The organism is Kribbella sp. NPDC023855 (assembly GCF_040639475.1).
Lineage (GTDB): Bacteria > Actinomycetota > Actinomycetes > Propionibacteriales > Kribbellaceae > Kribbella.
The window spans coordinates 140,151-160,606 of record NZ_JBFAAA010000005.1; the positions used below are offsets into that span (position 1 = coordinate 140,151).

15 protein-coding genes and 2 tRNA genes are annotated in these 20,456 nt (G+C 67.5%); 9 read left to right on the plus strand and 8 right to left on the minus strand.

Annotation, left to right across the window (positions count from 1 at the left end):
* Window positions 1-52: 52 nt before the first annotated feature.
* From AB0F51_RS19730 to AB0F51_RS19755, 6 genes are all read right to left on the minus strand, one after another.
* Window positions 53-2,818 (minus strand): hypothetical protein, encoded by a 2,766-nt coding sequence (locus AB0F51_RS19730; RefSeq protein WP_360281815.1) that lies wholly within the window; start codon window positions 2,816-2,818, stop codon window positions 53-55.
* Window positions 2,819-3,637: 819 nt separating this feature from the next.
* Window positions 3,638-3,979: a hypothetical protein gene (locus tag AB0F51_RS19735; protein WP_360281817.1), complete on the minus strand. Its 342-nt coding sequence runs from the start codon at window positions 3,977-3,979 to the stop codon at window positions 3,638-3,640.
* A gap of 51 nt (window positions 3,980-4,030) precedes the next feature.
* On the minus strand, window positions 4,031-4,516 hold the full coding sequence (locus AB0F51_RS19740; RefSeq protein ID WP_360281819.1) for an NUDIX domain-containing protein: 486 nt from the start codon (window positions 4,514-4,516) through the stop codon (window positions 4,031-4,033).
* Window positions 4,517-4,555: 39 nt separating this feature from the next.
* On the minus strand, window positions 4,556-4,720 hold the full coding sequence (locus AB0F51_RS19745; RefSeq protein ID WP_360281821.1) for a hypothetical protein: 165 nt from the start codon (window positions 4,718-4,720) through the stop codon (window positions 4,556-4,558).
* Between the two features lie 1,086 nt (window positions 4,721-5,806).
* Complete coding sequence (locus AB0F51_RS19750) at window positions 5,807-6,127, minus strand: hypothetical protein (RefSeq protein ID WP_360281823.1); 321 nt, start codon at window positions 6,125-6,127, stop codon at window positions 5,807-5,809.
* Between the two features lie 307 nt (window positions 6,128-6,434).
* Window positions 6,435-6,508: transfer RNA gene (locus AB0F51_RS19755), tRNA-Gly, on the minus strand.
* Window positions 6,509-6,631: 123 nt separating this feature from the next.
* Between AB0F51_RS19755 and AB0F51_RS19760 the strand changes: the two genes are divergently transcribed.
* From AB0F51_RS19760 to AB0F51_RS19795, 8 genes are all read left to right on the plus strand, one after another.
* Window positions 6,632-6,704, plus strand: a tRNA-Pro gene (locus AB0F51_RS19760).
* A 77-nt stretch (window positions 6,705-6,781) separates the two neighbouring features.
* Window positions 6,782-8,173, plus strand: coding sequence for a trigger factor (gene tig, locus AB0F51_RS19765; RefSeq protein ID WP_360281825.1), 1,392 nt, complete (start codon window positions 6,782-6,784; stop codon window positions 8,171-8,173).
* A gap of 641 nt (window positions 8,174-8,814) precedes the next feature.
* Window positions 8,815-9,438, plus strand: a complete 624-nt coding sequence (locus tag AB0F51_RS19770; protein WP_328321185.1) for an ATP-dependent Clp protease proteolytic subunit — start codon at window positions 8,815-8,817, stop codon at window positions 9,436-9,438.
* The gene (locus AB0F51_RS19775) at window positions 9,435-10,079 is read left to right on the plus strand and encodes an ATP-dependent Clp protease proteolytic subunit (protein ID WP_360282544.1); all 645 of its coding nucleotides are present in this window, start codon (window positions 9,435-9,437) and stop codon (window positions 10,077-10,079) included. Before AB0F51_RS19770 ends, AB0F51_RS19775 begins: the two co-directional genes overlap by 4 nt.
* A gap of 192 nt (window positions 10,080-10,271) precedes the next feature.
* On the plus strand, window positions 10,272-11,567 hold the full coding sequence (clpX, locus tag AB0F51_RS19780) for an ATP-dependent Clp protease ATP-binding subunit ClpX (protein ID WP_360281828.1): 1,296 nt from the start codon (window positions 10,272-10,274) through the stop codon (window positions 11,565-11,567).
* A gap of 169 nt (window positions 11,568-11,736) precedes the next feature.
* On the plus strand, window positions 11,737-13,374 hold the full coding sequence (locus AB0F51_RS19785) for an alpha/beta hydrolase (RefSeq protein ID WP_360281830.1): 1,638 nt from the start codon (window positions 11,737-11,739) through the stop codon (window positions 13,372-13,374).
* A gap of 137 nt (window positions 13,375-13,511) precedes the next feature.
* Window positions 13,512-15,050 carry an alkaline phosphatase D family protein gene (locus AB0F51_RS19790; protein ID WP_360281832.1) on the plus strand — a complete coding sequence of 513 codons (1,539 nt, stop codon included), beginning with the start codon at window positions 13,512-13,514 and terminating at the stop codon, window positions 15,048-15,050.
* Between the two features lie 11 nt (window positions 15,051-15,061).
* Window positions 15,062-16,324, plus strand: coding sequence for a hypothetical protein (locus tag AB0F51_RS19795; protein WP_360281834.1), 1,263 nt, complete (start codon window positions 15,062-15,064; stop codon window positions 16,322-16,324).
* Window positions 16,325-16,377: 53 nt separating this feature from the next.
* Here AB0F51_RS19795 and AB0F51_RS19800 read toward each other — a convergent pair whose 3' ends face one another.
* On the minus strand, window positions 16,378-17,727 hold the full coding sequence (locus tag AB0F51_RS19800; RefSeq protein ID WP_360281836.1) for a phosphodiester glycosidase family protein: 1,350 nt from the start codon (window positions 17,725-17,727) through the stop codon (window positions 16,378-16,380).
* Window positions 17,728-17,856: 129 nt separating this feature from the next.
* Between AB0F51_RS19800 and AB0F51_RS19805 the strand changes: the two genes are divergently transcribed.
* Window positions 17,857-18,780, plus strand: coding sequence for an AEC family transporter (locus AB0F51_RS19805; RefSeq protein WP_360281838.1), 924 nt, complete (start codon window positions 17,857-17,859; stop codon window positions 18,778-18,780).
* On the opposite strand, the gene AB0F51_RS19810 is transcribed toward AB0F51_RS19805, so the two are convergent.
* The gene (locus AB0F51_RS19810) at window positions 18,781-19,281 is read right to left on the minus strand and encodes a hypothetical protein (protein ID WP_360281840.1); all 501 of its coding nucleotides are present in this window, start codon (window positions 19,279-19,281) and stop codon (window positions 18,781-18,783) included.
* Window positions 19,282-20,456: the final 1,175 nt, after the last annotated feature.

Here is a 20,456-nt window from a genome sequence, read left to right on the forward strand (position 1 = left end):
GCCCCGCCACCGGGCGGTGACGGGGCTCACTCTGATTACGTTCCGTTATAGATCAGATCCTCAGGAACGCCACACCGTCGATGACGGCCGGGGCCGTGGAGGTCGAGACGATCTTGACGGCGCCGGAGCGGAACGGGGTGATCGGCAGGTAGGTCACCTTGCGCGCGGTAGTGGTCGCCGCCAGCGAGACCGTGCCGATCTTGATGTTGGCGTGGTAGACGTCGACCTTGCCCTGGCCGGGGCCGTTGATCGTGACGAGCGCGATCCGCAGGCCCGCCTCACCGGTCTTGGTCAGGTAGGCGCCGCTCGCCTTGAGGACCGAGGTGGTGCCCTGGAACGCGAGCGTGCTGGTCGCCCGGGTGACCGTGCCGGCGGACACCAGGGCCCGGTCGTCCTGCGGCGCCATTGAGCACAGCTGTGGCGACCAGGCGGACACGTTCCCCAGGACGTCGCGGGCGCGGATCATGAAGCACTCGTCCAGGCCCAGCCGTGGCGCCCACGAGATGGACGTGAGCTGGGTGTTCTGCCAGGCCTCTGGGTACATCCACTTGCCGAAAGCAGATCCGGCCGGCGCGATCTTGTAGACGACGTCGTACGTCGCGACCGAGGTCTCGTCCTTGTACGCCCAGCGGACCGAGGCCGGCGTACCGAGGAAGACCCGGTCGCTGATCCTCAGCGTGACGGCCACCGGTGCGACACCGTCGACCTCGCTGCAGTACGACGTACTCCAGGTGCTCAGGTTGCCGGCGTAGTCGCGAGCGCGAACCTGCCAGCAGGTGTCGGTGCCGGGGGCCGCCGAGTAGCTGGCGCCTGTCGTCCTGATTCCCTGCCAGCCCGGCACCTCGTTCCAGGCGCCGTACGGCGAAGTGCGGTTCGGCCGCTGCTGGATGCGGAGGTCGTAGGACTGCACCCCGGTCGCCGGAGCGTTGGGGTCCTGCGGGTCCGTGAACGCCCACTCGAACGACAGGCTCGTGTTGTCCCGCAGCCGCTCGCCGGCACTCGCACTGGTCAGCACAGGCGCAGTGGTGTCGGGCCGCTGCTGCGGGTCGGCTGCCAGCCAGGTGAGGCTGACGATGCGCGGGCGGGCGTCCGTGTCGGCGTAGATGAGTTTGGCGCCACCAGCGCCGTCTGTTCTGAAGCCGGCGGCCTGCAGCCGGCCGTCGATCGGTCCGTAGCGGCGCTGACCGAAGCCCTGGTCGTTGAGGTCCGTGACCAGCAGCTCCTTGACGCCGTTCTCACCTACTGCGCTCTGTACAACGAATCCGTTGCCCAGTTGGGCGTCTGCACCGACTGCCAGGTTGCGGGGCGCCTCGGGACCCTTGATGTCGACTACCTGGTTGCCGCCGGCGCAGCCAGTGAGGAGAGCCCAGCGACCGTTGACCCTGTCGTTGGCGACCGTGCAGCCGCTGGCCACTGCGATCGTCTTGGTCGCTTGAGTGCTGAGGTCCTTGCCGGTGAGCACCCCGAGCTCAGTGACCTTCCAGACCGAGCTGTCGGCCAGGGCGAAGGGCACTGCGTAGTCGGCCAGCTTCGTCTTGGTTGCGACGTCGTACACCGCGGCGGTGGCGGCATCCGGCGTACGGTGCGAGACCAGCTTGCCGCCCTTGCCCAGGACCACCTCGTCGGTCGCTGGGAAGGTCAGGTCGCCTCCAGAGCCGCGCACTCGGGCAGTGCCGCCCTGGTAGGTCACCAGGGTGGTTCCTTCCACTTGCAGCGGCTTGGTGGAGTTGCTGGCGCTCAGTGAGGACCAGGTTGTGCCGTTGGTGGTTGTCTCGTAGACGCCGTGGTCGGGCTGGTAGTCCGCCGTCACCACACGGGCGCCTGACATCCCTACACCGCTGACCTGAGCCGCGAAGGCGGGCGTGGCCTTGACCGTCGTCAGTACGCCGTCCGCACCGACACTGGCGATCTTGCTCTGCGCACTGACCAGCAGACGCCCGTTGCCGAGGTCCGCTGCGTCATGGACGCCCGTGACGAAGTTGGGGGTGACAGCACCGCCGTTGACCGCGATCTTGGTCAACTGCTTGGACTCAGGCACGCGTACTGCGAGGTCGTCGCCAACCGTGAGCAGCGGCTGCCCAGAGGGCACCACCACCGACCCGGTCGTCGCCCCTTGCTTCCAGCCAACCGTCCTGGAGTCGGTGGTCGCACCGGTCTGCCAAAGCACTCGGTTGGGCGTGAGTGCCGCCCAGCCCGGGTTCGCGGTCAGCGTCGCCACCGCGGCCGCAGTACCGGTCGCTGTGTCCACCACGTAGAGGTGGCCGCCGACGCCGATCAGAATCGCGCTGGCGGTGCTGTCAAGAATGACCGGATCGCCGAACACCACGCCAGTCACCGGCTTCTCGGTGTTGTCGACAGACCGCAGCGCAAACGAACTGTCACCCGCGCGAGCCAGCAGAATCCCACCGGCATAGGCGCCTTGGTAGGTAGCCCCTGCCGGGACGGCGACCTGACTGACCACGTCGGTAGCAACATCCCGAAAAGCGACCTGATCAGCCGCTGGCGTAACCACGTACTTACCCACCAAGGCCGGCGCCTCGTCCCCCACCCGCGGAACCGTCCGGACCACCGCGCCGTTGGTGGCGCTGAGGATCTCCCACGGCTCCGGCGAGACCTCATCCGGCTGCCCGTACGACGTCACGTAGTACGAGCTGGTCGCCTGCCGGATCCGAACCGCGGGATCAGCCACAGCCCTGGCGCCGACCGCCACCCCCTCACCCAGGTGCGGAGGCGGATCAGCCGCCATCACCTGCACCGCAACCACCGGCACCAAGACCACCGCACAAACAACAGCAACCAACTTCGACCGCAACAACATCCAAAACCCCCTCAGACGGCCAACCACCGCCTTCCCTTAAGCGCGGCACTCTAACCTCGACCCCCCAGTAGCGGAAGCGCTTACCAAAATCCAGCGCTACCGCTAACGCCACCCCTCACCGCCGAGAACGCCCCAACCGGCCCTCCCCACTGCCCCGCCAGTCGAGCGACACCCCCGCCCCCACCCGCTCCCACGGCCCCCAGCCGTCACAGTCCCCCTGCCGCTGAACCACCGCCCCCGAATCGTCCGCCAGCAACGCCCACCCGCCGACCGCTTCTACCCGCACCGGCCTACCTGCGTTCCCAACCTGCTTCTTGTGCAATCCGGCATCCCGAAGCCGCCGATACGCCTCCTGGCGACTCTCAGCCACCACAGCGACCTCGGACACCCACCAGTCAGAGTCGATGTCCTCAATCTCGAACACATACACGTCCGCCACACCACGAGTCTCCCAGCGCGCGCCACCGATTTCGGGTCGCTTCAGTCGGACGTCGCCGGGTCAATCGAGCGGCGGGCGGTCAAGGACCTCGACGAAGGTGATGCGCTCATCGACAACATCGAGGATCAGTTGGCCGTCTCATCCCGGTCGGCCGTCGCCCGGGTACCAGTTCCGGTGCTGATCCGGCGGGTATCCGCCCGCTGGTATTGGTGCTGTGTAGAAGCTCTGACAGGAGTCGCCACCACAGGTACACATCTCGAGAATGCGCAGCTCGTCCACCTGACTCGCCAAGAGACCCTCGCCATCGCGACTGAGCGCGTCTCTGAGCTGGCGAGCGAGCTCAGGCCACCTCTCGATGAGTCTGGGTTCCAGCTCTCGCGTCAGAGGCGTACCGGCGTCCACTGCACTTCGTCGTCCCAAGCGGGGAGGTCGAATGCCCATCCGGTCAGGAGTTTGTGGGCAGTGCGCATGTCGGCGACCTCGGTGCCGTAGTGGCGCTCGGCGCTGCCTTCGCGGTGTTCGACGACGTACGACCCGTCGTCGCGCCGTGCTGCCTGCGCGTAGGTCTGCTTATGCGGATCACTGGTCCGCTCGACGATCAGGAAGCTCCCCGACCCGTTCTCGATGTCCAGCAAAAGATCGAACAGCAGATCCTCGGACGGATCGTCCCACCGCCCGCCGTCCTCGGTGATTGCGCGCAGGACCGGCGACCTGAAACTCATATCCCCGATGCTCGCAGCCGCCCAGGTCATGGGAAGCCCCGCGGTCGGTCGTCAGGACGGGCCGATCCGCTGACCATCTGCGGCGAGCAGGATGAACCGCAGTACTGCGTCATGGCGGCCGTCCCTCAGCCAGTGGGCGAAAGCGAGGCGGGCGGTCGGCGGCATCTCCAGGTCCGTGGGGTCCAACGTCAGATCGAACCACCGGAGATCACCCTCGGCGCACTCTGCTGGAACCAGTACGTCGGGCCGAAGGGTGGCGGTGAAGTAGTAGGTCTGGCGAAGCTCGGTCCCGGTGTCTCGCAGAGCCACGTACCGCAGGGCAAGGTCAGAGAACTGGTTAGGGACCACACCGATCTCCTCCTCCAGTTCCCGAAGGACTCCGGCCGTGGGGTCCTCGATCTCGGCGCCTGCGAGGTGGCCACCAACACCCACCCAAGAGTCGTCGATCGCGCGCGAACCCTTCCGGTAGAGCAGTAGGACCTGTCCGTCGCGGACCAGGAACGTTGATGTCATCAGCCGGCTGGCCCTCAACGTCATCCCCGGAGGCTATCTGCCCGAAGGCGTGAGCGCGGTTCGTCAGTAGTACTGCGCGACCCGGACAAGATTGAGCACGCCGAGCGCAAGAACCACAGCACACGCGATGGCGGACTTGCACGACCTGATCACCGTCATCGCAGTACCGGCGAAAACCACCGACGCCACCGCCAGCACCGCCGTCGCATCACGCGCATCGTCAGACACGATCCTGTCGAGAACAGGATCCCCGAGCCCCGCATAGTCATGCGTAGGAAGAAAGAACCCCACAAACACGAGCAGTCCAGCCGCAGCAAGACAAAGCCCGCCGACAACCACTCTGCCTACGCTCTGCCGCTCCCCGCCCGCACCCCACACCCTGCAGCACCCTAGTAGCTACTCGCACTGAGTGATCCCCACAGTCACCAGCAACGCGGCCGCCAGCACCAACACCCCGAACACCGACTTCAACCTGCTCCCGATGAGCCGCACCAAATCTCCCTCCGCCAAGCCGCCATCCAGACCCCCCGACGCTAACCACCCCCACTTTCCACTCGCTTTCCACTCACTTTGCGGTGGCCCGTGGACGTGCGGCACAGGCACGAGTCACCAGAACGAGAACCAGCGCCCTACGAACCCGAATGTCCAGCGGGCAGTTTGGAAGGGCGGCCGACGGCGTGCTCGGACGAGATCTCGACGCGTGAAGTTCATGCGCGCTGGACCCCGTGAGTGACCAGGATCGACCGACCGTTAGGGGCACGTGGAGGGCACACGTCCTGAAGGTTCCGGGGACAGCTGAGACGATGGACGTGTAGATCAGGCGGTGCGGAGGGGCGTATGGCGTTGGGCCGGAAAGGTTCCCGGGAGATCGTGGTCGACGGTGCTGCGTACCGCTGGCGGCTGCGCAGGCGGCCAACCTACGGCCAGGGCCTCGCCTGGTCACCCTGCACTTATGCGGTCGAGCGGGCCGATCAGCCAGGATCGGTGCTGGTCGTCAAGACGAACCACCCGCATCCCAGCAATTGGGTGTGTGCGATGCCCAAAGCAGTCCTGCCGTCCGACGTTGCTCGCGCCATTCGGCTAGGCCTTGAACACGGATGGACTCCAGACTGCCCCGGCTCGCCCTTTCCCCTGGATCTGTCCGAGGGCTTCACCACCTCGCGCTGATGGTCAGTGCCTGATAGGGCACCTGAGGCGCTCTTGATGCGGGTGGTGGCGCGCCGAGGGCGCGATCTTGATCCACAGGAGCCAAGTCGCAGAGAGCCCGCCGCATGGTGCGCGCTTCGTTCGTCAGCCCGGTGCCTTGACGTTTTGCTACGGCTCTTCTTTGAGTCGGTCCTGCAATTCGTCGACCAGTCCGCTGTATTCGACCCAATCGTTGTGCTCGGCGTAGAAGACGTCCAGCTCGGGCCCTGTCAGCCGCTGGATCAGTTCACCGGTGTAGTGGTCGCGTGCAACCCACAGGTTGGGCGGCTCATCTGTCGAATCGTCGTCGGCGTCGATGAACATGTCGAAGACGTAGACGTTGGTACGCCGATACTCGGCGAGGCGCTCTTCAACCATGGCGTCGAGACGCGCAGAGAAGCCGTCGAGTGACTGACGATCTTCCGAGGTCCGCTCATTCCCACGCGACATAGCCAGATGCTATTCAAAGCGGAGAGGGTAGCCACCCTGCTGCGATGAGTGGCGCTCGACCAAGGACCTGATTCAGCGGATGGGCAGTCGACAATGCGGGCAGCTCTCAGCTATTGGCACAACGCTGACGAGCGGGCTCGGGAGATCGCGGGCCGGGGGGAACGAGGTGGTCGCACGGGCGAGTAAGCCCGATGACGACGATGATGCGGCCGGGGGTGACCGGCTAATTGCCCGGGGCGGGGGAGCGGTTCACGCAAGCGAAAGGCCCAGGCTGGAGGATGTTGCCTCTGACCTGGGCCTTTGCCGTTGGAGCGGGTGACGAGAATCGAACTCGCGTAGCCAGTTTGGAAGACTGGGGCTCTACCATTGAGCTACACCCGCGGTGCCCTGTTTGGGTGGGCGGGGACATGATTCCACACCGCCGGGCCAGGTCTCAAACTGGATGCCGGGAGGGGGTGGGGGCGCGAGCACTGGTCCGCGTCCACTAGACTCGTGCGGTCACTGCGGGGCGTAGCGTAGTGGCTAGCGCGCCTGCTTTGGGAGCAGGAGACCGCAGGTTCGAGTCCTGTCGCCCCGACAAACCCCTGCAGCACCGTGCAGCGTGGCCTGTCCGGCCACGGCTGTGAACGTCACCGACCAAGGAGAACCGCCACCGTGAAGAGCACCGTCGAGTCCGTGAGCCCGACTAAGGTCCGGCTCATCGTCGAGGTGCCGTTCGAGGAGCTCAAGCCGAGCCTCGACGCGGCGTACAAGAGCATTGGCAGCCAGATCGTCGTACCGGGCTTCCGCAAGGGCAAGATCCCGCCGCAGGTCATCGACCAGCGGGTCGGTCGCGGGCCGGTGCTCGAAGAGGCGATCAACGACGCGCTGCCGAAGCTGTACTCGCAGGCCGTTCAGGACAACCAGGTCAAGGCGATCGGCCGGCCCGAGGTCGACGTGACCGAGTTCAACGACAAGGAGAGCCTGCAGTTCTCCGCCGAGGTCGAGGTCCGCCCGGAGATCACCCTGCCGGACCTGGAGGGTCTCGAGGCCGGTGTCGAGGACATCGCGATCAGCGACGACGAGGTGAACGAGCAGATCGAGGCGCTGCGCCAGCGGTTCGGTTCGCTGAACCCGGTCGAGCGCGCGGTCGCCGACAAGGACTTCATCACGATCGACCTGTCGGCCACCAAGGACGGCGAGAAGATCGAGGAGGCGCAGGCCACCGGCCTGTCGTACCAGGTCGGCAGCGGTCAGCTGCTCGACGGCCTGGACGAGGCCGTGATCGGCCTGAACGCCGGCGAGTCGAAGACCTTCGTGACCCAGCTGGTCGGCGGTGAGCTCAAGGGCGAGGACGTCGACGTCGAGGTCACCGTGACCGCGGTCAAGGAGCAGGAGCTGCCGGAGTTCGACGACGACTTCGCGCAGACCGCGTCCGAGTTCGACACCGCCGAGGAGCTGAAGGCGGACGTGCGGGCGCGCCTGGAGCGCGGCAAGCGTCTCGAGCAGGCCGGCGACGCGCGCGACGCAGTACTCGAGAAGATCCTGACCCTGGTCGACGTGCCGGTCCCCGAGGGCCTGCTGACCGACGAGCTGGCGGCGCGCAAGGAGAACCTGGAGCAGCAGCTCGGGTACTCCGGGATGACGTTCGCGCAGTTCCTCGAGGGTGAGGAGCAGACCGAGGAAGAGTTCGACGAGGACCTGAAGAAGCGTTCCGAGGACGCGATCAAGGCCCAGTTCGTGCTCGACCTGGTTGCCGAGCAGCAGGAGCTGAGCGTCAACGACCAGGAGCTCACCGAGCACATCGTCCGGCACGCGCAGCGCTCCGGCGTCAGCCCGGACCAGTTCGCCCAGCACGCCGTCGAGAACAACCTGGTACCGAGCCTGGTCTCCGAGGTCGTCCGCGGCAAGGCGCTGGCCCACCTGGTCGAGAACGCCAAGATCACCGACGCCTCCGGCAACGTGGTCGAGCTGAAGACCCTGCAGCCGGACGGCACGTACGCCGACCCGGAGGCCGCCGAAGCCGACACCGACACCCCGGCCGAGGAAGAGCCCGCCAAGGCCTGACCCCACCCCAGCCACTCCCGACGGCCCCAGATCCCCCCGGATCCGGGGCCGTCGTCGTTGTCCCCGGTACTACGAAGCGCGTGCTGTCTCGCTTGACCCCTCCGATGCGTGGGTTGGCGGCTGATTCTGTGCCGAGCGACAGGAGGTATCCCGCCTCGGCGGCACCGCGCACGCTTGGCGAGCCGCCGCGAGCCGCCGCGAGGGCGGACACCTCCTGTCGCTCGGCCCGCCAACGTCAGAGTGTTGGGGCGTCGGGCCGGTACTGCGAACGGGCGGGCGGGCGTCATGGGTGTGGCGGCCGCGCTGCTGGTGCTCGCCTGGTTCTGGTCTGCACGGCGCACGGGCCCGGCCTAGCCTCGACGCGGTCCCTGCGGCAAGCACGCTGGCCACGGGTGGGCGCTAATACATCACCGCGCGACCCACGCGGGTTCACCTCGCCAAGCTGCGCCGCCGCCGAGTGGTTCGGGTGGGCGCGACGCGCCGGCCCGTCGAGTGAGTACGGGTGGGGGCCGATACATCACCCCGCGGCCGGCCTCAAGACCTCCATTCCTGAGTTAGCTGAGGGCAGATGGCGTGCGCCGTGAGCGAACAGGTGCCTACCAGCCTTAGGTCTGTCGTCGGGGACCAGTAATGTCGGCTTCGTGAACGAGACATTTGCAGCCAGCCCCACCGCCGCGGGCGGCAACGGATCCGGCGGACTCGACGACCACATCTACCAGCGCCTGCTGAGCAACCGGATCATCTTCCTGGGCTCGGAGGTTCGCGACGACAACGCGAACGCGATCTGCGCTCAGATGCTGCTCCTCAACGCCGAGGACCCCAACAAGGACATCTGGCTGTACATCAACTCACCGGGTGGCTCGGTGGACTCCGGCATGGCGATCTACGACACCATGCAGTGGATCTCCAACGACGTCGCCACGGTCGGGATGGGCCTGGCCGCCTCGATGGGCCAGTTCCTGCTCTGCGCCGGCGCGAAGGACAAGCGGTTCGCCCTGCCGCACGCGCGGATCATGATGCACCAGCCGTCGGGTGGCATGGGTGGTACGGCCTCCGACATCAAGATCCAGGCCCAGCAGTCGCTGCACATCAAGGCGCAGCTGTTCAAGCTGATCGCCGAGCACACCGGCCAGCCGCTCGAGCAGGTCGAGACCGACGCCGACCGGGACCGCTGGTTCACCGCGGACCAGGCGAAGGAGTACGGCTTCATCGACCACGTCGTGGCCAGCGCCGCTCAGCTGAGCAGCGGCAGCCCGAACTCCTGACCTCCCCCGCGACAAGTAAGGACACGAGCATGAACTACTTCATCCCGCAGTGGGAGGAGCGCACGTCGTACGGCATGCGCCGGATCGATCCGTACACGAAGCTGTTCGAGGACCGGATCATCTTCCTCGGTACGCCGATCAGCGACGAGATCGCCAACGCCGTGATGGCGCAGCTGCTGTGCCTGCAGGCGATGGACTCCGACCGTGACATCAGCATCTACATCAACTCGCCCGGTGGTTCGTTCACGGCGCTGACCGCGATCTACGACACGATCCGCTACATCAAGCCGGACGTGCAGACGGTCTGCCTGGGCCAGGCCGCCTCGGCCGCCGCGGTGCTGCTGGCCGCCGGTACGCCGGGCAAGCGGCTCGCGCTGCCGAACAGCCGGATCATCATCCACCAGCCGGCCACCGAGGGCACCTACGGGCAGTCCAGCGACATCGAGATCCAGGCCAACGAGATCCTGCGGCTGCGCTCGCTGCTGGAGAAGATGCTCGCCGAGGCCAGCGGCAAGTCGCACGAGGAGGTTTCGCGAGACATCGAGCGGGACAAGTTCCTCACCGCCGACCAGGCGATCGAGTACGGCCTGATCGACGACATCCTGCAGACGCTCAAGACCCCGGTTCCGGCCGGCGTCTGACCAGGACCGTTTCGCTTCGGCGGTGCTGTCAGTGGGGCCGGAAAACGCCGGGCTACCGTGCGTTCGCCACCGGCGTAGACACAACGCGGCGGTACGCGCGGCGTTTCGGCCCCTGGCGCGGTACCGTCGAAGCGAGTTCCGGGTCGGTCAGTCCTCGCCCGGTTCGACTGCTCAGAGAAGGGATCTGTCCCGGTGGCACGCATAGGTGACGGCGGTGACCTGCTCAAATGCTCGTTCTGCGGCAAGAGCCAGAAGCAGGTCAAGAAGCTCATCGCCGGTCCCGGCGTCTACATCTGCGACGAGTGCATCGATCTCTGCAACGAGATCATCGAGGAGGAGCTGAACGAGGGCTCCGAGGTCGGTCTGACGGAGCTGCCGAAGCCCCGTGAGATCTACGACTTCCTCAATGCCTACGTCGTCGGACAGGACGTGGCGAAGAAGGCGCTCGCGGTGGCGGTCTACAACCACTACAAGCGGGTCCGCGACGGTCAGGGCTCGTCGAGCGCCGGCCGGCACGCGAAGGACGAGGCGGTCGAGCTGGCCAAGTCGAACATCCTGCTGATCGGCCCGACGGGCTGCGGCAAGACGTACCTGGCCCAGACGCTCGCCCGGATGCTGAACGTCCCGTTCGCGATCGCCGACGCCACCGCACTGACCGAGGCGGGGTATGTCGGCGAGGACGTCGAGAACATCCTGCTGAAGCTGATCCAGGCGGCCGACTACGACGTCAAGAAGGCCGAGACGGGCATCATCTACATCGACGAGGTCGACAAGATCGCCCGCAAGAGCGAGAACCCGTCGATCACCCGCGACGTGTCCGGTGAGGGCGTCCAGCAGGCGCTGCTGAAGATCCTGGAAGGGACCACGGCCAGCGTTCCGCCGCAGGGTGGCCGCAAGCATCCGCACCAGGAGTTCATCCAGATCGACACCACCAACGTGCTGTTCATCGTCGGCGGCGCGTTCGCCGGGCTGGACCACATGGTGGAGCAGCGGGTCGGCAAGAAGACGCTCGGCTTCAACGCCAAGCGCGAACCGGAGAAGCCCAAGGAGCTCAGCGGGTACTCCGACGTCATGCCGGAGGACCTGCTCAAGTTCGGCCTGATCCCCGAGTTCATCGGCCGGCTCCCGGTCATCACCACGGTCTCCCCGCTGGACCGCGACGCGCTGATCAAGATCCTGTCCGAGCCGAAGAACGCGCTGGTCAAGCAGTACCGGCGGCTGTTCGAGATCGACAACGTCGAGCTGGAGTTCAGCGAGGACGCGGTCGAGGCGATCGCGGACCAGGCGCTGCTGCGCGGCACCGGTGCTCGTGGACTGCGGGCGATCATGGAAGAAGTCCTGCTCAACGTCATGTACGAGGTGCCGAGCCGCGAGGACGTCGCCAAGGTCGTCGTCACCGGCGAGGTCGTGCTGGAGAACGTCAACCCGACGCTGATCCCGCGCGACCAGATCGAGCGCAAGCGCGAGCGCCGCGAGAAGACCGCCTGACACCCTGTACTACGTACTGCGGCGAGCCCAGCTCGCCGGGCTCACTCCTGATGGGGGCCGGCATCCGCTGCGAGGCGGACCGCCGGCCTCCTTCTCGTGGTGGACGTGGGCCGAGGGCGCCCGCGCCTAGCGTCGATGACGTCCAATCGTCGATGTGAGGAGAGCCGCCGTGAGTGCCAGAAGCATCAAACGGGTCTCAGCCGTCCTGGGGGCCGTCGCACTCGTAGTACCGGCAACAGCAACAGCAACAGCAACAGCAAGTGCAACAACTACAGCCGCAGCAGCCACGCTGGTCGTACCGAAGATCAACTGGGGGAGCTGTGGCAACGACCCTGCCTTGAAACCCTTCCAGTGCGCGACTGTAGAGGTCCCGACCGACTACGACCGCCCGCGCGGGTCCACCACCACGATCGCGCTGACCCGGTTGCCCGCCAGCGACCCGGCTCGCCGGATCGGCACGCTGTTCACCAACCCGGGCGGTCCAGGCGGTCCTGGCGTCCCGTTCGTCCAGCAGTTCGCGCAGGTCGCCTACACGCCGCAGGTGCGCGCGCAGTTCGACATCCTCGGGTTCGACCCGCGCGGCGTCGGCAAGTCGGACCCGGTGACCTGTGCCCCGACCGCTGCCGAGGAGGCCGCTCTACTGGCCGGCCAACCGCCGTACCCGGTCACGCCGGCCGAGGAGCGGTCGTTCACCCGCGCCAACCTGAAGCTGGCCCTGAGCTGCCTGACCACCTCACCGGACCGGCTCGCACACTTCTCGACGGCGAACGTTGCCCGGGACATGGACCTGCTCCGCCAGGCCGTCGGCGACCAGAAGCTCAGCTACGTCGGCTACTCCTACGGCACGTACCTCGGCGCCACCTACGCGAAGCTGTTCCCGACCAAGGTCCGCGCGCTCGTGCTTGACGGCACGCTCGAGACCGGCTGGTACTCCGGCTCTGACGGCGACCGGCGGCCTATCGGCGTACGGCTCCGGCAGGGGGACGGCGCCGCGGAGACGTTTGCCCAGTTCAAGGCGGAGTGCAAGAAGGCCGGCGCTGCTCAGTGCTCGCTCGCGAAGCTCGGTGACCCGGCGACTGTTGTCGAGAGCACCTTGCAGAAGCTCAAGACGAAGCCGATCGTCGTACCGTTGCCGGACGGAACCACGGTGACTGTGACGTACCAGGTCGCGGTCGCGCTGACCTTCCAGTACCTGTACGAGCCGGCCGCCTGGCCGTCGCTTGCCGACTTCTACGCCGACCTGGCCACCAGTGGGCAGGCGCATGCCAAGGCCCTCGCTGCCAAGGCACCCGAGGCCCTCGTCGAGTGGAACCGGCGCAAGGAGGAGTACACGTCCATCGGTGAGGTCCTGCAGCCGTGCATCGAGGCGAAGCAGAGTGGCCGGCCGTTCGCCTACCCGGTGTACGCCGACGCGGCGGACAAGGCAGCTCCCCACTTCGGGCGGATGCGTGCGTGGGTCGGCCAGACCTGTGAGTTCCTGCCGATCCGCGACGCCGACGCCTTCCTTGGCCCGTGGCAGACCAAGGTGAAGTCACCGGTCCTCGTCATCGGCACCCGCTACGACCCGGCCACGCCGTACCAGGCCACCCGCCCGTACTCCGACCTGTACCCCGACGCGCGGATGGTCACTGTCGAGGGCTGGGGACACACCACGCTCGGCAAGAGCGCCTGCGCCGATGCCAAGATCACGGCGTACCTGACGCAGCTCGAAGCCCCCGCTGACGGCAGCACGTGTCAGCAGGACCGCAAGCCCTTCGATCCGGTCCCGGCCGCCAAGAAGCAGGTCCAGGGGGCCGTTGTTCAGTAGGACAAGTGGTAGGAAATTTACCAAATTATGGGGACCATGGGCATGAACCGCCCCAATCGTGAGGTTCTCCGGACGGCAACGCCTGCTTCATCCGTCCGGAGGGCCGCGCGCCATGCGCACCTCGGAAGGTGAGGCCCATGAAACCCATCAGTCGTCGAACTCTTGTCCTCGGCGGACTCGCGGCGGCCGGTGCCACCGCACTGCCGGCCCGCTCGAGCATCATCACCGCCACTGCCGCCGTCCCGTACCCGTTCCAGCTGGGAGTCGCCTCCGGCGAACCTGACTCCGGCAGCGTCGTGCTGTGGACTCGCCTGGCCCCCTCCCCGCTGAACGCGGACGGTCAGGGCGGTATGGCCAACACCAATGTCGCTGTGGACTGGCAGGTGTCGACCAACGAGCTCTTCAGCACTCTGGTCGCCTCGGGCACCGTCACTGCGACGTACGCCGCGGCGCACTCGGTGCACGTGGTGGCCAGCGGCCTCAACCCCGACTCGGACTACTTCTACCGTTTCCGCGCCCAAGGCCACGTCTCACCCGTAGGCCGAACCCGTACTGCGCCCGCGACGGGTACCAACGGCCGCGACCTGGTCATGGCCTTCGCCTCCTGCGCGCACTACGAGGAGGGCTACTACACGGCATACCGCCGGATGGCTGAGGACAACCCGGGCGTCATCCTGTTCCTGGGCGACTACATCTACGAGTACCCGGCCACTGCGGGCCGGACGCGACTGCACCTGGGCAGTACGGAGATCACCACGCTGGCCGACTACCGCCGCCGCTATGCGCAGTACAAATCGGACCCGGATCTGCAGGCGGCGCACGCGGCAGCGCCGTGGATTGTGGTGCCGGACGACCACGAGGTGGAGAACAACCACGCGGGCAACATCCGTGCGGACAGCACGCCGGTACTGACGGCGGCAGAGTGGACTGCTCGGCGTAGCGCCGCCTACAAGGCGTACTACGAGAACATGCCGCTGCGGCCGGCGCAGGCCAACAACGGTGCCTCCATCCCGCTGTACCGGCGTCTGCAGTGGGGGAACCTGGCTACCTTCCACATGCTCGACACCAGGCAGTACCGCAACGACCAGGCCTGTGGCGACGGCTGGAAGGTCTGCTCGGACGCCGACCTCGCCACTCGCAGTCTGCCCGGCAACACCCAGGAGACCTGGCTGCTGAACGGTCTGGCCGAGCACACTGGCACCTGGGACATCATCGGGCAGCAGGTGTTCTTCGCCAGGCGCTTCAACGCGTCTGGGGCGAGCATGGACTCGTGGGACGGCTACCGCGCCTCACGGGCCCGGATCCAGCAGGGCTGGGTCAGTCGCGGTACGCGGAACCCGGTGGTGCTCACTGGAGATGTCCACCGCGCGTGGGCGAGCAACCTGATGGCCGACTACAACAACGCGAACTCGGCCGTGATCGGCAGTGAGCTGGTGACGAGCTCGGTCACCTCTGGTGGGGACGGGGACGGCGCCACCACCATCCCCGATGTGGGGACCAACCCGTGGCTCAAGTTCTTCAACAACCGCCGCGGCTACGTCCGGACGACGGTGAGCCCGACCCAGATGCGCGCGGACTTCCGTGCGGTGGCGAAGGTGTCGGAGCACGACGCCGCGGTGAGCACCGTGAAGTCGTTCGTGATCGAAGAGGGCCGGCCCGGCCTTCAGGCCGTGTGAGGGGACCAGCCATGAAGAAGAAGCTCTTCACCGCCGCGCTCGGGGTGCTGTTCACCGCCGCGACCGCCACCATCGCCACGCCCGCCCATGCCGCTGTCGCCACGCCTGTCTGGACGACTGCCAACAGCGTCTCGACCGGCGACCAGGATGCTCCCGCCATCGCGACCAACCGCAACGGGTACGTCGCCGTCGTGTGGGAGGACGATCGCGACACGACCGCGGCGACCGACAACGCGCACAGCGAAGTCTTTCTGCGGCTGTATCGCAACGGAACTGCGCTCTACGAGACGAAGCTGTCCGCGGCCGGTGGCAGCGGCGTCACCAACTGGCGCCACCTACACCCGGACGTCGGACTGGACGACAAGGGCAACGCCGTCGTGGTGTGGGCCGACGACCCGGACGGCAACGGCTACTACAACGTCCCGTACCGCGTCGTGAACACCGCTGGGACTGTCACTGCCTCCGGTAGTGCCAACACCAGCTCCGATGGTCAGCAGATCAACCCACGGGTGGCAGTCGACCCGGATGGCGCTCCCGTCGGCGGTGCTGTCGCCTTCACTGTGGTCTGGGAGGACATCCAGACGGGCGCGCAGCCGACGGTCAAGGCCGCGGGGTTCACTGGTCCGACGACTCGCGCCTACGAAGTGACTGCCTCGACGGCGACGGGCCAGCACCACAACCCGGATGTTGCCGTGTCAGCCTCCGGCGACGCGATCGTCGTATGGGATGACGGCAGCACCGATACGTCGTACAACGTCGGGCTGGTTGGTCTGGCCCGGACGACCGGCGCGGTCACGCTGTCCCGGCGTACGGCGAATGCCAGCGTGACGGGCGCACAGACGAACGCGTCAGTAGCCGCCAACTTCAACGGTGACTTCGCTGTCGCGTGGGAGTCGAACCACACCGCTACTGCCGGGGCGTGGACCCGCGGCTTCACCGGGACGGGAGCGGCTCGCTACGCGGAGGTGGAAGTGGTTGCCGGGGGCAAGAGTCCGTCGGTGGGCATCGACGACCAGGCGCGCACGGTGGTCGGCTGGACAGCGCAGGCTGCCGACCTCGACGTGTGGGTCCGCGGATTCAACTCCACCGGTACTACGGACGCGCCGCAGCTGTCGGCCCAGCAGTTGAGCCAGCTGACTGCGGGGCGGCAGGAGCAGATGGTGGTTGCCGTGTCGCCGTGGGCTGAGGTCGCTGTCGCCTACACGGATGACAACGACGGAAACACCTACGACCAGGTGGCTCTGGGGCAGGACATCTCCAACAACAACTTCTGAGCTGGGGAGAAGCCCAGGCGGACCGGGTAGCCGGCCGCCTGGGCTTCTGTTTGTCAGCGGTCGACGTAGACGATTGCGTCGCCGACGGCTCGTTCGGCGCCGCCCGCGCCGCTCGGGTGGCTGACCAGGGCGCCGTTGACCGCCATCGCGGTCGAGCCGCCGCCGTCCAGGTTGATCGCGTTGTGCAGGCCGAGTGCCTTGGCGACCGCGGCCGTCTCGTCCATCGTCGTACCGACGCTGGTGGTCTGGCGACCGTCGATGGTGGCGAGCGTGATCTTGCCGTCGCGCGAGGTGCCGGCGATCGTGCGTGGGTTGCGGGCGAAGAAGCTGCCGGTGCCCGCCGGTACGACGATCTCGCCGTTGGCGGTGAGGCGGTAGCGGCCGGTCACGCCGTACAGGCCCTTGCGGAGGGCAACCTTTTCGCCGGATTCGTCAGAGACCGCGAGGTCGGTGCGCAGGCAGGTGTGGGACACCATGGCGAGCAGGGCGTTCGCGTCGCTGCCGGTTGCCTGCAGTGAGGTCTGGCCCGCTGTGAGGGCGGTACCGCGGGTCGCGGCGACTCGCTCGATGCAGCCACGCTTGTCGAGGACGACCTCGATGCCTGCGCCGGCTGGGGTGGTTGCGGCGAACTCTGGCGTGAAGAGGGTGATGTCGCCAGGCACGGTGCAGGACGTCTGCTCGGGCAGGGTGGCGCAGGCGGCGGGGATCACCGGTGGGTGGTTGACGAATTCGAGGGGCAGGGTCGCGCCGGTCTTCGGGTTCCGGACGGCGCCGGTCCAGCGGAGGTGACCCATCACCGCTTTGTTGCGCTTGGCATCGATCACCAGGTTGGCCTCGTTCGGGTCGGTGAGCGGCTCGCTGAGCAGCTTGCCGTCGAAGATGCCGAGCCCGACCGGGTCGCCGGGGTAGAGCGCGCTGGCGGTGAAGGTGAAGAACGACGCGTTCACGCCGGCGACGGCACCCGCGGCGCGGACCAGGTCGGTCGTCTTCTCGACCTTGGCGAGGTCGGGACCGTAGGTCGCCTTGAGCTCGCCCTTCGCCTTGCGCGGGTCGATGGTGAGCACGTTGACGACCCACGGGCCGCGCGTCGTGGTGTTGATCTGGTCCGCCGGGGCCGGGTCGGTGCCGCGGACGATGCGGGTCAGCGTGACGCCCGTGGCGAGCGTCGTGGTGGTGCGAGTCTCGAGCAGATCCGCGTCACCGAGCGGGAGCGTGGCGGACGACGGTTGCGCGGGATTCTGGATGGGTTCGGCTACGGCTGGAGTGGCCGGGGCGGCGGTCAGCGCGGTGACCGCGACGAGGGCCGTGACTCCGGAGAGTGCGGTGCGAGTACGGCGCGCGAGGGCGCCGCGGGTACGGCGTACGGAGGCGGCAGAGCTGGTGGGGCTGGCGGGAGGTGTCATGGCGGCCATCCTGTGAGGTTTTGGTGGAATCTTTCCACTTGAACGGCTGGCTCGTCAGTAACCTGCGGGTGAATGGTTTCGGATACGATCGCCGGAGTGACGAAGCCGCCGAAGGTCTGACCCGCTCCGATGTCTGGTGTCGTCGCCGCTTTTGTCGCCTTGGTCTCGGTCGCCATCCTGGGCTACCTGGTCGGGTTGTTCGGCGTACTGCGCTCCGAGGACGAGCTGGTCCTGTCGCGGCTGGCGTTCTACGTGGCGACTCCGGCGTTGCTCTTCACCACGGTCGCCCGGGCCGATCTGCATGCGATCTTCTCGCCGGTCCTGCTCACCAACCTGGCCGGCATCTTCGTGGTTCAGCTCTTGTATCTCGGTATCGCGGTGCTGATCTGGCGACGGAGCCGCGCCGAGGCAACGATCGGAGTACTGGCTGCTTCGTACGTGAACGCCGGAAACCTGGGCGTGCCGGTTGCCGTGTACGTGCTCGGCGATGGCGCGTTGGTGGCACCGATCGTGCTGTTCCAGTTGCTGGTGATGGCGCCGGTCGCGTTCGCAGTACTGGATGGGGACCGGCAGGGGAGCGGGCGACGTGTGCCGTTGCGGACGCTGCTGACCCGGCCGCTGCGGAACCCGTTGACCGTCGCGTCGCTGCTCGGGTTGCTCATCGCGGCCGTCGGGGTCGACCTGCCGGCGTTGCTGATGCGGCCGATTGACCTGGTGGCCGCGGCTGCGGTGCCGGTCGCGCTGGTGGCGTACGGGTTGAGCCTCAGTGGGGCGAAGGACTCGATCAGCCTTGACCGGGACGCCGTACTGGCTGTTGTGCTGAAGACGTTCGTGCAACCGGTGGTGGCCTTCGTCATCGGGCGGTGGGCGCTCGGCCTCGAAGGCGCCGCGTTGCTCGCACCCGTGCTGCTCGCCGCGCTACCGACCGCCCAGAACGTCTACGTGTACGCCGTCCAGTACCGCACCGCGCGGCGGCTGGCCCGGAGTGCGGTACTGCTGAGCACGTTGGTCTCGATCCCGGTGATGATCCTGATCAGCGGATTGCTCGGCTGACTACTTCAGCGCCGCGAACGCCTCGTCGGCGAGCGGGCCGACTTCGGTGGCGCTGACGCCCTCGTTGGCGGCTTGGGCGATCACGGTGAGGGTGTTGGAGCCGCGGTAGCACTGGGTTGGCAGCCTGGCGTTGGACTCGACGCAGGTGGCCTGGCCGACCTGCTTGACCAGGTCGGGGGTCGCGCCGGAGTCCTTGATCGTCTTGTCGATGTCGACCTTGCCGCGCAGAGCGATCATCACGAACAGCCGCTGGCCGTCGAGATTCCCGTACGCCTCGACGGTCGCCTGCTTGCCGTCGTTGATCCGGCTCAGCGCGTCGCGGGTCTGGTCCAGCTTCAGCTGCTCACGAATCTGCGGGTCGGTCACCCGGTCGAGCCCGGCCAGCTTCGCGGGCGGCTCGATTCCGCGGGCGGTGTTCAATCGGCTCATCGGACCGAGCCCGGCGAAGTACCCGACAGCTGCCACCACGAGCAAAGCCAGCACAATCCCACCAACAGTCACCCACGGATTCCGCCGCCACTGCACCTTTTTAACCTGCCGCCACGGCGCCTTCCACCACACACCCGTGGCACCCTTCTCCACCTTCGTCTCAGCAACAGACGCCCCATCCACACCACCCGCCGAGCCGGAGGCCCCCGAGCCGCCCGCCTTGCCTGCGCCAGAGGCCGCAGATCCGTCCGCTTTGCCTGCGCTGGAGGCCGCAGATCCATCTGCCTTGCCGGAGCCAGAGGGCGCAGATCCGCCCGTCTTGCCGGAGCTGGAGGGGGCGGAGGGGGTGAGTGTAGACGGCTTCACGGGACCGTCGCCCTGCCCGGCTGAGCCCGAGCTAGCCACGGGAGCCGCCGAGCCTCCCGCGAGCGTCGGCGCGGTCACAGCCGACTGCTGACCCGGCGCGGCCTTCGGGGGAGGGGTGCTCGCACTGGGGGTGTTCGCGGTTGCGGGTGGGGCCGCGGCGGTTGCCGGAGGTGCAGGCGTGGGGCTGGCCGGCTGCTCGGGTGCGGCGGCCTTCGGGGTAGCCGGCTGCTTGGGTGGTGCGGAGCTCGCGGGAGGGGTGCTCGCACTGGGGGTGTCCGCGGTTGCGGGAGGGGCCGCGGCGGTTGCCGGAGGTGCAGGCGTGGGGTTGGCCGGCTGCTCGGGTGGGGCGGTCTTCGGGGTAGCTGGCTGCTTGGGTGGTGTGGAGGTCGTGGGAGGGGTGCTCGCGCTGGGGGTGTTCGCGGTTGCGGGAGGGGCCGCGGCGGTTGCTGGGGGTGCAGGCGTGGGGTGGGCCGGCTGCTCGGGTGAGGCGGACTTCAGGGTCGCCGGCTGCTTGGGTGGTGTGGAGGTCGGGGGAGGGGTGCTCGCGCTGGGGGTGCTCGCGGTTGCGGGTGGGGCCGCGGCGGTTGCTGGGGGTGTAGGCGTGGGGTGGGCCGGCTGCTCGGGTGAGGCGGACTTCGGGGTAACTGGCTGCTTGGGTGAGGAGGGCTTCGCGGAAGTCGGCTGCTTGGGGGATGCGGTCTTCGGGGAGGCCGGCTGCTTTCGGGATGCGGACTTCTTGGTGGGTGGTTGCTTAGGAGAATTGGGGGTTGTGGGGGTGTTTGGGTGGGTGGGGCGGTCGTCCGGGGCGGGGGTGGGGGGAGTGGGCATGTGGTGCTCCTCGCGGGCGCTCGGACGGGGTCGCCGGGGGGTCGGGCTTGGGC